The 12,331-nt window shown below is 48.9% G+C and carries 14 protein-coding genes; all 14 read left to right on the forward strand.

What is annotated here, in order from left to right; all coding sequences use genetic code 11:
• The first annotated feature begins 67 nt into the window (after positions 1–67).
• The 14 genes from hxlA to flhB all read left to right on the forward strand — a co-directional run bounded on the left by hxlA (position 68) and on the right by flhB (position 12,327).
• Positions 68–715 carry a 3-hexulose-6-phosphate synthase gene (gene hxlA / locus ACWAU0_RS09070; protein ID WP_033159179.1) on the forward strand — a complete coding sequence of 216 codons (648 nt, stop codon included), beginning with the start codon at positions 68–70 and terminating at the stop codon, positions 713–715.
• A gap of 3 nt (positions 716–718) precedes the next feature.
• Entirely contained in the window at positions 719–1,252 is a 534-nt protein-coding gene (gene hxlB / locus ACWAU0_RS09075; protein WP_020483686.1) for a 6-phospho-3-hexuloisomerase, read from the forward strand.
• Between the two features lie 202 nt (positions 1,253–1,454).
• On the forward strand, positions 1,455–3,470 hold the full coding sequence (gene tkt, locus ACWAU0_RS09080; protein WP_458138977.1) for a transketolase: 2,016 nt from the start codon (positions 1,455–1,457) through the stop codon (positions 3,468–3,470).
• 71 nt (positions 3,471–3,541) lie between these two features.
• Positions 3,542–4,225 (forward strand): hypothetical protein, encoded by a 684-nt coding sequence (locus ACWAU0_RS09085; protein ID WP_225892923.1) that lies wholly within the window; start codon positions 3,542–3,544, stop codon positions 4,223–4,225.
• A 285-nt stretch (positions 4,226–4,510) separates the two neighbouring features.
• Positions 4,511–5,497: a transaldolase gene (locus ACWAU0_RS09090; RefSeq protein WP_033159418.1), complete on the forward strand. Its 987-nt coding sequence runs from the start codon at positions 4,511–4,513 to the stop codon at positions 5,495–5,497.
• Between the two features lie 101 nt (positions 5,498–5,598).
• Complete coding sequence (gene fbaA, locus ACWAU0_RS09095) at positions 5,599–6,678, forward strand: class II fructose-bisphosphate aldolase (RefSeq protein WP_033159417.1); 1,080 nt, start codon at positions 5,599–5,601, stop codon at positions 6,676–6,678.
• Positions 6,679–6,961: 283 nt separating this feature from the next.
• Positions 6,962–7,510: a flagellar basal body-associated FliL family protein gene (locus tag ACWAU0_RS09100; RefSeq protein WP_445367729.1), complete on the forward strand. Its 549-nt coding sequence runs from the start codon at positions 6,962–6,964 to the stop codon at positions 7,508–7,510.
• Positions 7,511–8,491: a flagellar motor switch protein FliM gene (gene fliM / locus ACWAU0_RS09105; protein WP_033159415.1), complete on the forward strand. Its 981-nt coding sequence runs from the start codon at positions 7,511–7,513 to the stop codon at positions 8,489–8,491.
• Between the two features lie 18 nt (positions 8,492–8,509).
• Positions 8,510–8,962, forward strand: a complete 453-nt coding sequence (gene fliN, locus ACWAU0_RS09110; RefSeq protein ID WP_020483679.1) for a flagellar motor switch protein FliN — start codon at positions 8,510–8,512, stop codon at positions 8,960–8,962.
• Positions 8,962–9,405: a flagellar biosynthetic protein FliO gene (fliO, locus tag ACWAU0_RS09115; protein ID WP_458138978.1), complete on the forward strand. Its 444-nt coding sequence runs from the start codon at positions 8,962–8,964 to the stop codon at positions 9,403–9,405. Before fliN ends, fliO begins: the two co-directional genes overlap by 1 nt.
• Entirely contained in the window at positions 9,398–10,144 is a 747-nt protein-coding gene (gene fliP, locus ACWAU0_RS09120) for a flagellar type III secretion system pore protein FliP (protein ID WP_033159413.1), read from the forward strand. Before fliO ends, fliP begins: the two co-directional genes overlap by 8 nt.
• A 9-nt stretch (positions 10,145–10,153) precedes the next feature.
• On the forward strand, positions 10,154–10,426 hold the full coding sequence (fliQ, locus tag ACWAU0_RS09125) for a flagellar biosynthesis protein FliQ (protein WP_020483676.1): 273 nt from the start codon (positions 10,154–10,156) through the stop codon (positions 10,424–10,426).
• Positions 10,423–11,199, forward strand: a complete 777-nt coding sequence (gene fliR / locus ACWAU0_RS09130; RefSeq protein ID WP_445367731.1) for a flagellar biosynthetic protein FliR — start codon at positions 10,423–10,425, stop codon at positions 11,197–11,199. The genes fliQ and fliR overlap by 4 nt, the downstream gene beginning before the upstream one ends.
• Positions 11,200–12,327 carry a flagellar biosynthesis protein FlhB gene (gene flhB, locus ACWAU0_RS09135; protein ID WP_458138979.1) on the forward strand — a complete coding sequence of 376 codons (1,128 nt, stop codon included), beginning with the start codon at positions 11,200–11,202 and terminating at the stop codon, positions 12,325–12,327.
• Positions 12,328–12,331 lie beyond the last annotated feature (4 nt).

Consider the following 12,331-nt stretch of genomic DNA (forward strand, 5'->3'; position numbering starts at 1 on the left):
CTAGCGGGTTGTGGCAATTTGCAAGAATCGGCTATTACTAAAAATTAAAACTTTCGGAGCACATCACATGGCAAGACCATTAATTCAAATGGCGTTGGATTCACTGGATTTCAACCAAACCGTTGCGTTGGCAGATCAAGTAGCACCCTATGTCGATATTTTTGAAATCGGCACCCCTTGCATTAAATACAACGGTATCAACCTGGTTAAAGAACTGAGACAACGTTACCCAGACAAACTGTTGTTGGTTGACCTGAAAACCATGGACGCAGGCGAATACGAAGCGGGCGCTTTCTATGCTGCTGGTGCGGACATCTGCACTGTATTGGGCGTATCCGGTTTGGCCACTATCGCTGGCGTTATCAAAGCTGCAAAAAAACACGGCGCTGAAACTCAAATCGACTTGATCAACGTGGCCGACAAAGCCGATTGCGCGAGAGAGTCTGTCAAATTGGGCGCGCAAATCGTTGGTATTCACACTGGTCTGGACGCGCAAGCAGCCGGTCACACACCGTTTACCGATCTGAACGACATCGCTCGTTTGGGCTTGAATGTGCGTATCTCTGTTGCCGGCGGTATCAAACAAGCGACTGTACAACAAGTCGTTGAAGCTGGCGCTAACATCATCGTTGTTGGTGCAGCTATCTACGGTGCTCCTTCACCTGCTGAAGCAGCTCGTGAAATCCGTGAATTGGTTGATGCGGCGGCGGTATAAGTCATGCATCAGCAGTTAATTATTGACAAAATCTCAGGGATTCTGGAAGCGACACCCGATTCGCATGACAAAACCTTGGTGGACATGTTGGATCAGGCTAAGCGTATTTTTATATCTGGCGCTGGCCGTTCAAAGCTGGTTGGCAATTTCTTTGCCATGCGTTTAATGCATGGCGGCTACGACGTCAGCGTTGTTGGTGAAATTGTTACGCCAAGCATCAAAGCTGGCGATTTGTTGATCATTATTTCCGGCTCCGGTGAAACCGAGCAGTTGATTGCCTTTACCAAAAAAGCCAAAGAAGTCGGCGCAAAGATTGTGTTGATTTCGGCTAAGGACGATTCAACGATTGGCGACATGGCTGATGTCACTTTGCAAATCGGCAGATCAGAACAATACGGTAAAGTCAAAGGCATGCCTATGGGTACTGTGTTTGAATTATCTACCTTGTTTTTCCTGGAAGCGACAATTTCGCATGTAATCCATGACAAAGGTATTGCAGAAGAAGAAATGAGATCAAGACACGCCAATTTGGAATAACTTAGCGTGTAAACCTGTGGCCGGAGTATTTCGGTCACAGGTTTTTTACATTACATTCGGGTGTCAAGGCGATACCGATTCCAGCAGTCTGAATGAACGAGAGTGTGGTTTTGGTCTTCCTTGTATTTACCAGCCTCAGCCAGAGTGATGTTTGAGTAATCGAATGTCGCAACTAAAATAACAAAATAAAAAGGAGACCAACATGCCTTCGCGCCGAGACTTAGCGAACGCCATCCGCGCACTTAGCATGGACGCCGTACAGAAAGCCAACTCCGGGCACCCCGGTGCCCCGATGGGGATGGCCGACATCGCAGAAGTATTGTGGAATGATTTTCTGCAACACAACCCCAGCAACCCCAAATGGCCCAACCGCGACCGCTTCATCCTGTCCAACGGTCACGGCTCCATGCTGATTTATTCCTTGCTGCACTTGGCCGGCTACAACCTGCCGATCGAAGAACTGAAACAGTTCCGCCAACTGCACTCGCAAACCCCAGGACACCCTGAATACGGTTACACCGAAGGTGTCGAAACCACCACCGGTCCTTTGGGACAAGGCATCACCAATGCCGTCGGTTTCGCTTTAGCCGAACGCACCCTGGCCGGCCAATTCAACCGTCCGGGCCACGACATCGTCGACCACCACACTTACGTGTTCCTGGGTGATGGCTGCTTGATGGAAGGTATCTCCCACGAAGCCTGCTCCCTGGCCGGCTCCATGAAACTGGGCAAACTGATCGCCTTCTACGACGACAACAACATCTCCATCGATGGCGAAGTCCGTGGTCATGGCAACGTTGCCGGCTGGTTCCTCGACGACACCCCGAAACGCTTCGAAGCCTACGGCTGGCATGTCATTCCTAAAGTGGATGGCCACAACCCTGACGCCGTCAAAGCCGCGATTGAAGCAGCTAAAAAAGTCACCGACAAGCCTTCTATCATCTGCTGCCAAACCATCATCGGTTTCGGTTCGCCGAACAAACAAGGTAAAGAAGAATGCCACGGTGCCGCTTTAGGTGAAGCCGAAATTGCCTTGACCCGCGAAAAGCTGGGCTGGCCGCACGCGCCTTTTGAAATTCCTGCCGACATCAAAGCCGGTTGGGACGCCAATGCCAAAGGCGCCAAACTGGAAAGCGCCTGGAACGACAAATTTGCGGCCTACAAAGCCGCACACCCTGAACTCGCGGCCGAATTCGAACGTCGCGTGATCAAAAACCAGCTGCCTGCCGATTGGGCTGAAAAATCCAAAGCGTTTATCGCTGCGGTGGATGCCAAAGGCGAAACCATCGCCAGCCGCAAAGCCTCACAAAACACCCTCAACGGTTTTGGCCCCTTGTTGCCCGAATTACTGGGCGGCTCTGCCGACTTGGCGGGCTCCAACCTGACCCTGTGGTCCGGCTGTAAAGACGTCAACCAACCGGGCTTCGATGGCAACTACGCCTACTACGGTGTGCGTGAATTTGGTATGTCCGCCATCATGAACGGCATTACCTTGCACGGCGGATTCAAACCTTACGGCGCCACCTTCCTGATGTTCTCGGAATACGCCCGTAACGCCTTGCGTATGGCCGCATTGATGAAAATCCCGACCATCTTCGTTTACACCCACGACTCCATCGGTCTGGGCGAAGACGGCCCGACCCACCAACCGGTCGAACAAACCGCCACCCTGCGCATGATCCCCAACATGCACGTCTGGCGTCCTTGCGACGCCGTCGAGTCGGCCGTGTGCTGGAAAGCCGCCATCGAACGTCAAGACGGACCGAGCACCCTGATCTTCTCTCGTCAAAACCTGCCGCACGTGCCCCGTACTGCCGCACAAATTGACGCGATCAGCAAAGGGGGCTACATCCTGAAAGACAGCGATGGCGCGCCGGACGCGATCATCATTGCCACCGGCTCTGAAGTGGAATTGGCGTTGAAAGCCGCTGACGCATTGAGCGCGAAAGGCAAAAAAATCCGCGTGGTGTCACTACCGTCTACCAACGTCTTCGAAGCGCAAGACCAGGCGTATAAAGACAGCGTATTGCCGCCAAGCGTTACCCAGCGCGTGGTAGTAGAAGCGGGAGTAACCGACAGCTGGTGGAAATACGCCGGCAGCGCGGGTAGAGTCGTAGGATTGGACCGTTTCGGCGAATCGGCCCCGGCAGGTCAGCTCTTCAAAGAGTTCGGCTTTACCGTGGACAATGTCGTCGCTAATGTGGAAGCCGTTCTTTAATTTTGTAAACTTAGGTGAGGTTTGGATTAAATGATCGAAGCCTCACGTTTCTAACAGCATAGGTGATAGACGTGAAAAGAAATGAATTAACGAAAGGCGTGATGGCAGCTCTAATGCTGACCAGTTCCTTAGCTATGGCGGGATCGGATTATCCGGCGGCTGATTATCAGCCAAAGGTGCTTTATACCAATCCTGAATATAACGACAGCAAAGCTGCCCCTGCGGCTGCCACAGCACCTGCAGCGAAACCAGCTGTAAAAGAAGTTGAAGCGGATCCAGCTTTCCCAGCGACGAATTTTCAACCTAAAGTGTTATACAGCGATGCTGACTACAAGCACAGCTCTGCAGCACCAACTGCGGCTAAATCGTCAAGCTCGTCATCTGCCTCCACAACTTCTGCGGAAGCAGCGGTAGATGTGATACAAACAGAAAAGGCTGCGTCCTCTGATTTTTCCTACATTGGTTTAATTTTGTTGGCTGTAGCCGGATTTTTTATCTACAACAAAAAATCGCCTAAAAGTGCCAAAGGTTCTTCAGCTGATGATTACCAAGTTGCATCTGGCGCAACCGGCGTTGAAAAGTATCTGGAAAAAATGGGTGCGAATAAAACCGGCGTTGCCAAATACTTGGAAAAACAAGATTCCAATCCTGCTACCGGTGTTGCCAAATACATGGCAAAGCAAATCGTAAGAGATCGGGAAGCTGCCGCTGCGAAAGCGACTGGCGTGGAAAAGTATTTACGTGATAAAGCTTAATAGCATCTGATTCCTGATGCTGATTGCTGGAACTTAAGGGTTAAGCGTTAACTCTGAACCGGTAGATTTAAATGATCGCCACTTCGTATGTTTTAAAGCGTGTGTTTCGGCTTTGAATATATGCCAAGTGGCGATTCAGTCTTATCAATATAGCTAAAAATAGAGTTTCATCACCAGGGACTCTTTTGCAAATCAATCTCCTGCAAGAATTGCTGAACATCTTTTGCTTGTAAAGCTCGGTTCAAACGAGGGGGAAAAATTAACAACACATCTGAGGATAATCCTATGGCAAAAAATTTACTCGAACAACTCCGTGAAATAACTGTGGTTGTCGCCGATACCGGTGATATTCAAGCGATCGAAACTTTCAAACCGCGCGATGCAACCACCAATCCCTCTTTGATCACCGCTGCTGCACAAATGCCGCAATATCAAGGAATTGTTGACGATACTTTGAAAGGTGCAAGAGCAACATTGGGTGCCGCTGCTTCGGCTGCAGAAGTTGTGACCCTGGCATTTGATCGTTTGGCCGTGTCTTTTGGCTTGAAAATTCTGGAAATCGTCGAAGGTCGTGTATCGACTGAAGTCGATGCGCGTTTGTCTTACGATACCGAAGCCACCATCGCTAAAGGTCGCGACTTGATCGCTCAATACGAAGCTGCAGGCATTTCCAAAGAGCGCGTTTTAATTAAAATCGCTGCTACCTGGGAAGGCATTCAAGCTGCCGCCGTATTGGAAAAAGAAGGTATTCACACCAACCTGACATTGTTGTTCGGTTTGCACCAAGCGATTGCTTGTGCGGAAAACGGTATCACACTGATTTCACCATTCGTTGGCCGTATCTTAGACTGGTATAAAAAAGACACAGGCCGTGATTCTTATGCGCCTGCTGAAGATCCAGGTGTATTGTCAGTGACCGAAGTCTATAACTACTACAAAAAATTCGGCTACAAAACCGAAGTCATGGGCGCCAGCTTCCGTAACATCGGCGAGATCACCGAATTGGCGGGCTGCGATTTGTTGACCATCGCGCCGTCTTTATTGGCAGAGTTGCAATCCGTTGAGGGTGACTTGCCGCGCAAACTGGATCCTGCCAAAGCAGCAACAGCTTCAATCGAAAAAATTTCAGTCGACAAAGCCACTTTTGACCGCATGCATGAAGAAAACCGGATGGCTAAAGAAAAATTGGCCGAAGGTATCGATGGTTTCGCCAAAGCGCTGGAAGCACTGGAAAAATTGTTGTCGGACCGTTTGGCTGCCTTGGAAGCCTAATCTTGGTCTAGCCGCCGAGTGCAGGCACTCGGTTGTTTAAGATTTGCAAGGCCGCCGAATCGAGTACGCGGCCTTGATTTGTTATTAACAGGATAAAATTTATGCCACAAAAAATATTTGATGTTGTTAAGCCGGGTGTTGTCACCGGTGAAGATGTACAAAAAATCTTTGCTATCTGCAAAGAAAATAATTTTGCGTTGCCGGCTGTAAACGTCATCAGCACCGATACCATTAACTCGGTATTGGAAGCGGCAGCAAAAGCCAAGTCACCTGTCGTCATTCAATTTTCTAATGGCGGCGCCGCATTCGTTGCTGGTAAAGGTCTGAAACTGGAAGGCCAAGGTTGCTCTATCGTTGGCGCCATTTCCGGTGCTCACCATGTTCACCGCATGGCGGAACTGTATGGCGTACCTGTTATTTTGCATACAGATCACGCGGCAAAAAAATTGCTGCCATGGGTAGACGGCATGCTGGATGAAGGTGAAAAATTCTTCGCTGCAACCGGCAAGCCTTTGTTCAGCTCGCACATGCTGGATCTTTCCGAAGAAAGTTTGCAAGAAAACATTGAAATCTGCGGTAAGTATTTGGAGCGCATGTCCAAAATGGGTATGACTCTGGAAATCGAACTGGGTTGTACCGGTGGTGAGGAAGACGGTGTCGACAACAGCGGTATGGATCATTCTGCGCTGTATACCCAACCTGAAGACGTTGCTTACGCTTACGAGCAACTGAGCAAAATCAGTCACAGATTCACTATCGCCGCATCGTTCGGTAACGTTCATGGCGTTTACTCTCCAGGTAACGTTAAATTGACGCCGAAAATTCTGGACAATTCTCAAAAATTTGTTTCCGAGAAATTCGGTTTGCCGCATAACACATTGAACTTCGTTTTCCACGGTGGTTCAGGTTCTTCTCCTGAAGAGATCAAAGAATCCATCAGTTACGGTGTTGTCAAAATGAACATCGATACCGATACTCAATGGGCTAGCTGGGCCGGTGTGATGGAGTTTTACAAAAAGAACGAAGGCTATTTGCAAAGTCAAATCGGTAACCCGGAAGGTGCCGATAAACCGAACAAAAAATACTATGACCCACGTGTTTGGCAACGTGCCGGGCAAGTTGGCATGGTGACTCGTTTAGAGCAAGCCTTCCAAGAATTAAACGCAGTTAATTCGCTGTAATATCTTGATAAAGCTGCAAAGGCCGTGAGGTCTTTGCAGTTCTTTCTGCAAAACATCCACAAGCTGAGTCAAAAATTTGACTTAACAGCTACAATTCCTCCAGGTATTTTGTGCATACCTGAGCTCCGCTTTTTGCCTAACTGCTTTCCAGTGACGGCTATACTATTATTCTAAAACGATGTTTTTTCTTGTATGATCAAATCCAGCTGATTTTCGTACAGTGGTCTGATTGAGCTTGAATATTTTGGCGCGTATTGTGCTGTAAAAATTTAAAAGGTGGAAAATGGCAGAAGCCCATGGGAAAGAAGAAGGTAAGAAGTCTTCCAAGAAAATAATCATAATAATCGTCGCGGTTGTCTTGGTTTTGGCTGGCGCGGGAGGTGGGGCTTATTTCTTTCTGAATAAGCCGGCTGACGCCGAGCATAAAGAAGAAGGCGATGCCAAGCACGACAAGGCGGAGCACAAGGATGAAGCAGCGCATGAAGAAGAGGCCGGCCACGAAAAAGTCGCTGAGCCTGATGTTTATTATGATTTACCAAGCCCGTTATTGGTTAATTTTCCCGCCGGCTCCGGCGCAAAAGTGATCAGAATATCCCTGACAATACTGATGAAAGGTGAGGCGAGTAAGGATGCGATGAAAAAGCATGAGCCGATGATACGCAACAATTTGTTGATGGCCATCAGTGCGGTGGGTGCGGAAAAGGCGAAAACCTTGGAAGGAAAACAAGAGTTAAAAGCCATGATGCAAGCCGAAATTGGTAAAGTTTTGGAAAAAATGGCCGGTAAAAACACCGTTAAAGATGTGTACTTCACTGAATTTGTAATGCAATAAATGTCAACCGCCGATCTATTATCACAAGACGAAATCGATGCGCTACTGCATGGCGTGGACGACGGCGACGTCGATACAGGGGCTGATGAAGACTACAGTCGAGGCACAGCGAGAGTCTATGATTTTAACAGTCAGGAACGGATTGTTCGGGGGCGGATGCCCACCTTGGAAATGGTCAACGAGCGCTTCGCTCGCCATTTTCGGATAGCGTTATTTAACTTTTTAAGGCGTGCTGCGGAAATATCTGTTTCCGGGATTCAAGTACAGAAGTTTTCTGAATTCATTCAGGGCTTATTCGTACCGACTAATTTGAATGTGATTCGGATGTCGCCTTTACGCGGGCGGGCATTGATCGTGATGGAGCCGCGATTGGTGTTTACCGCTGTCGATAACTTTTTCGGCGGTGGCGGTCAGTTTTATAACAAGGTTGAGGGCAGGGAATTCACGCCGACCGAAATGCGCATTATTCGGCTGATTATCGACATGATTTTCAAGGATTTAGCCGAAGCCTGGAAACCCGTGATGGATATTGACTTTGAATACATCAATTCAGAAGTCAATCCTCAGTTCGCCAACATTGTCAGTCCCTCGGAAATCGTGGTGATTTCCACTATCCATGTGGAGTTGGAGGGCGGCGGTGGCGATATCAATATTGCAATGCCTTACTCCATGATTGAACCTATCAGAGAATTGCTGGATGCGGTAACCAGCGACCGGGGTGAGGTGGATGGCCGTTGGCAAGATTCGCTAAGAGTTGAAATTATGCGTAGCGAAGTGGTCGTCAACAGTAAACTGATAGAAAAAGAAATGTCTATCAGCGAAGTGATTGAGCTTAAAAAAGGCGATGTGATTCCTATAGAAATGCCGGAAACCGTATTACTCGAAGTTGAGGATGTGCCGGTTTTTCGGGGCAAATTAGGGCTTTCCGATGGTAACTACGCCATCGAAATTACAGAAAAAATGACGCTGGATAATATTTGACAGCAGGGAAGGATAAGCATGAGTGAAAACGACGAAATCGGTGACGACTGGGCTGCAGCGATGAACGAGCAAGCTGATGCTGAAGCTGATTGGGGCGATGCACTGAAGGAACAAGCAAACGCCGCAAAGAGCTCTCAGCAAGGTTTTGCCGCAGCGGAGTTTCCCGAGTTTAGCGAGCAAAAATCCAGAAATAACGGTCCCAGCAGCGATGAAGTCAAGCTGGACGTCATTCTCGATGTGCCGGTGACCGTGTCGCTGGAGATCGGTCGAACCAAAATTAATATCCGCAATTTATTGCAGCTAAACCAGGGCTCGGTTGTAGAGCTGGATCGTTTTGCCGGCGAACCGATGGATGTATTGGTGAATGGTACTTTAGTTGCTCACGGCGAAGTTGTGGTGGTTAACGACAAGTTTGGTATTCGGCTGACCGACATTATCAGTCCGTCGGAACGAGTCAGAAAGCTCGGCTGATGTCTGTATCTCGCCTGACTACCCAAATTATTTCGGTATTGATTGCACCTGTTGCATGGGCTGACGAAGCGGCTACGTTGCCCAGGCAGACCGCCAAAGTGGTGACTTCCGGGGATGTCGCACAATGGCTGTTGGCGTTGCTATTGGTGTTGGCGCTATTTTTTCTGTCGGTGTGGCTATTACGTAAAAGCGGCAGTTTGGCCTTTGTCGGTAAAAGTCAGTTGGCAGTGCTGGCCGGATTGTCATTGGGTATGCGTGAAAAATTGGTGTTGGTTAAAGTCGGTGAAAAACAGCTACTGTTAGGCGTTAGTAGCGGGCGTATCGATAAACTGCTTGAGCTTGAAGGCGACCAGCGCTTGTTTATGAATAGCGCAGACGGGCAGGAAACCAGCGTATTTGCCAAGAAATTGCTGCAGGTCATGCAAGGTAAGCACTATGATTAAGTTGATTTTTTCCTGCCTGATAATAGGCTTACTGTTTTTACCGGAAGCTGTTTACGCCGCAGTAGGCATAGATGCTATTACCGTTACCAGTAACCCTAAAGGCGGCGAAACCTATACGGTTACCATCCAGATTTTAGCGTTGATGACTATGCTGACCTTATTGCCGGCATTGTTGTTATCGATGACTTCGTTTACTCGTATCATGATCGTACTGGGCTTGCTACGCCAAGCCATAGGTGCCGCACAAGCGCCAAGTAACCAAGTGTTATTGGGGCTATCTCTATTTCTAACTATTTTCATTATGATGCCGGTGTTGGAAAAAGTTAACGAAACCGCCGTGCAGCCGTACATGGAAGAAAAAATTGACGCAGTGACTGCCTTACAAAATGCCTCCGAGCCATTCAAGCAGTTCATGCTCAAGCAAACCCGCGAGGCGGATTTGGATACCTTTGTACGTATCTCTGGCCGTGAACAAATTGACAAACCGGAAGATGTGCCGTTTTCCTTGTTGGTGCCGGCTTATGTGACTAGCGAATTGAAAACCGCGTTTCAGATAGGCTTTCTAATTTTTCTGCCGTTTCTGGTCATCGATCTAGTGGTAGCCAGTGTATTGATGTCTATGGGTATGATGATGCTGTCACCGATGATCGTGTCGTTGCCGTTCAAGATTATGTTGTTTGTGCTGGCGGACGGTTGGACCATGGTGATGGAAATGCTGGCAGCCAGCTTTTACGTATAGGCCAAGCCGATGATGACACCGGAAACCATCTCGGCAATAGCCCAGGACACCGTATTGATTTCCCTGAAATTAATGGGTCCTATCCTGATTGCCTCCTTGGTTGTCGGTTTGCTGGTGTCCATGTTTCAGGCGGCGACTTCGATTCAAGAACAGACTCTGACCTTTATCCCCAAGCTGGCGACTATTATCGCCGTGTTGATGATAGCCGGTCCCGGCATGTTACAAATGCTCATTGATTATTTCCAAGATTTGATGCGCGATATCCCCACGCTAATAGGATGAACTTCGGCGAAGACGAGTTACTGAGGTATCTTGCTTCGTTTGTCTGGCCATTCTTTCGCATCAGTTCCATGTTCATCACCGTGCCGGTTTTTAGCGTTAAAGCGGTGCCGGCCAAAGTAAGATTGATCGCCAGCCTATTGATTACCTGGGTCATTATGCCAACTTTGCCGGCGATGCCGGATATTGAAATATTTGGCTACCAAGGGTTTATGGTGGCGGTACAGCAAGTCGCCTTGGGGCTGACCACAGGCTTCATCCTGCAAATGGTGTTTTCCATCATGTTGTTTGCCGGACAGACTATCGCTTACAGCATGGGTTTGGGCTTTGCATCCATGGTCGATCCGGCAACTGGGGTGCAGGTGCCGGTGATCGCTCAATTATTTGTGATTAGCGGCAGCTTGTTATTTCTCGCGGTGGATGGCCATTTGTTGCTGATCGAGATGTTGGCGCAAAGCTTCCATACATTACCGGTTGGTAGTATGGGTATGGATAAGAGCGATGTGTGGCGAGTAATCAGTTGGAGCAGTCTGATATTTGCTGACGGCCTGCTACTGGCTATGCCTGTGATGGCGACCTTGTTATTCGTCAACATCAGCTTCGGTGTGGCGTCAAAAGCCGCGCCGCAGCTACAGATATTCGGCGTCGGCTTCCCTATCACCATCATGCTGGGTATGGGCTTAATCTGGATTGGCCTGCCGACCATGCTGGAAGGTTTTAGCGATATGCTGCACAACGGCTTCGCGCTGGTCCATGCATTATTGAGGTTGCAATAAATGGCGGAAGATTCCGGTCAAGATAAAACCGAAGACCCCACCGGCAAGCGACTTAGCGAGTCGCGTAAAAAAGGCCAGATTCCCCGTTCCAAGGAACTCAACACTTTTGTAACGTTGATTACCAGTTCGGCGCTGTTTTTCTATTTCGGGCAAGGCATGTGGCGCAGCATGCTGGAGATGATGAAGCATCCCTTGCAGTTGTCGCGGGAGGCTGTGTTCGATCCGGCGACTCCGCTGATTTATCTGAAGGCAGCGTTTGCCGAAGGTTTGTGGGTAATCCTGCCGTTTTTGGTGGTATTGGTGGTTGCGGATTTGGCGGCGGCTATGATGTTGGGTGGATGGAACTTTACCAGCGAAGCCTTCGAAATGAAGTTTTCCAAGCTCAATCCGCTGACCGGGATAAAAAAAATCATCGGAATTCAAGGCTTGGTCGAATTGGTCAAGGCCATCATCAAAACCATACTGGTTGCGATTGTCTCCTGGAATTTGTTCAAACTGTATTTCGATGATTTCATGGGCTTGAGCCGCTTGCCGCTCGATCAAGCCATCCATCATGTCGGCGATATTATTTCCTTCTGTTTAGTGATTTTGAGTGCTACCTTTTTATTGTTGGTAATGCTGGATGCCCCTTATCAGTTATGGAATCACCAGCGCCAACTGAAAATGACCAAGCAGGAAGTTCGGGACGAGGCTAAGGATCAAGAGGGTAATCCGGAAGTTAAAGGCAAAATCCGCCGCATGCAGATGGAGGCCGCGCAGCGGCGGATGATGGATGCGGTGCCTAGTGCCGACGTCATCGTCACCAATCCTACCCATTTCGCGGTAGCCTTAAAATACGATCAGAACGGCAATGGTGCACCTTTGCTGGTTGCCAAAGGCACGGATTTAGTTGCCGCACAGATCCGCCAGCTGGCAATGGTCTCGCAAGTACCCTTGGTCGCAGCGCCTTCGCTAGCAAGAGCTTTATACTATTCCACCGACCTGAATCAGGAAATACCTCGCGGCTTATTCTTAGCCGTCGCTCAAGTATTGGCCTATGTTTTTCAATTACGGGCTTCGACGCAATACGGCTGGAACAAACCGGTTCCGCCTACCGATGTGCAAGTACCCGACGACTTTAAGCAATAGCCCG

Source organism: Methylomonas sp. Uni0009 (genome assembly GCF_054188105.3).

What these genes read in the sequence shown, in the direction of transcription:
- flhB (WP_458138979.1), top strand. Translation starts at nt 11,200, where the DNA reads ATGGCGGAAGATTCCGGTCAAGATAAAACCGAAGACCCCACCGGCAAG.
- hxlA (WP_033159179.1), top strand. Translation starts at nt 68, where the DNA reads ATGGCAAGACCATTAATTCAAATGGCGTTGGATTCACTGGATTTCAAC.
- tkt (WP_458138977.1), top strand. Translation starts at nt 1,455, where the DNA reads ATGCCTTCGCGCCGAGACTTAGCGAACGCCATCCGCGCACTTAGCATG.
- ACWAU0_RS09090 (WP_033159418.1), top strand. Translation starts at nt 4,511, where the DNA reads ATGGCAAAAAATTTACTCGAACAACTCCGTGAAATAACTGTGGTTGTC.
- fliR (WP_445367731.1), top strand. Translation starts at nt 10,423, where the DNA reads ATGAACTTCGGCGAAGACGAGTTACTGAGGTATCTTGCTTCGTTTGTC.
- hxlB (WP_020483686.1), top strand. Translation starts at nt 719, where the DNA reads ATGCATCAGCAGTTAATTATTGACAAAATCTCAGGGATTCTGGAAGCG.
- fliN (WP_020483679.1), top strand. Translation starts at nt 8,510, where the DNA reads ATGAGTGAAAACGACGAAATCGGTGACGACTGGGCTGCAGCGATGAAC.
- fliO (WP_458138978.1), top strand. Translation starts at nt 8,962, where the DNA reads ATGTCTGTATCTCGCCTGACTACCCAAATTATTTCGGTATTGATTGCA.
- ACWAU0_RS09100 (WP_445367729.1), top strand. Translation starts at nt 6,962, where the DNA reads ATGGCAGAAGCCCATGGGAAAGAAGAAGGTAAGAAGTCTTCCAAGAAA.
- fliM (WP_033159415.1), top strand. Translation starts at nt 7,511, where the DNA reads ATGTCAACCGCCGATCTATTATCACAAGACGAAATCGATGCGCTACTG.
- fbaA (WP_033159417.1), top strand. Translation starts at nt 5,599, where the DNA reads ATGCCACAAAAAATATTTGATGTTGTTAAGCCGGGTGTTGTCACCGGT.
- fliP (WP_033159413.1), top strand. Translation starts at nt 9,398, where the DNA reads ATGATTAAGTTGATTTTTTCCTGCCTGATAATAGGCTTACTGTTTTTA.
- fliQ (WP_020483676.1), top strand. Translation starts at nt 10,154, where the DNA reads ATGATGACACCGGAAACCATCTCGGCAATAGCCCAGGACACCGTATTG.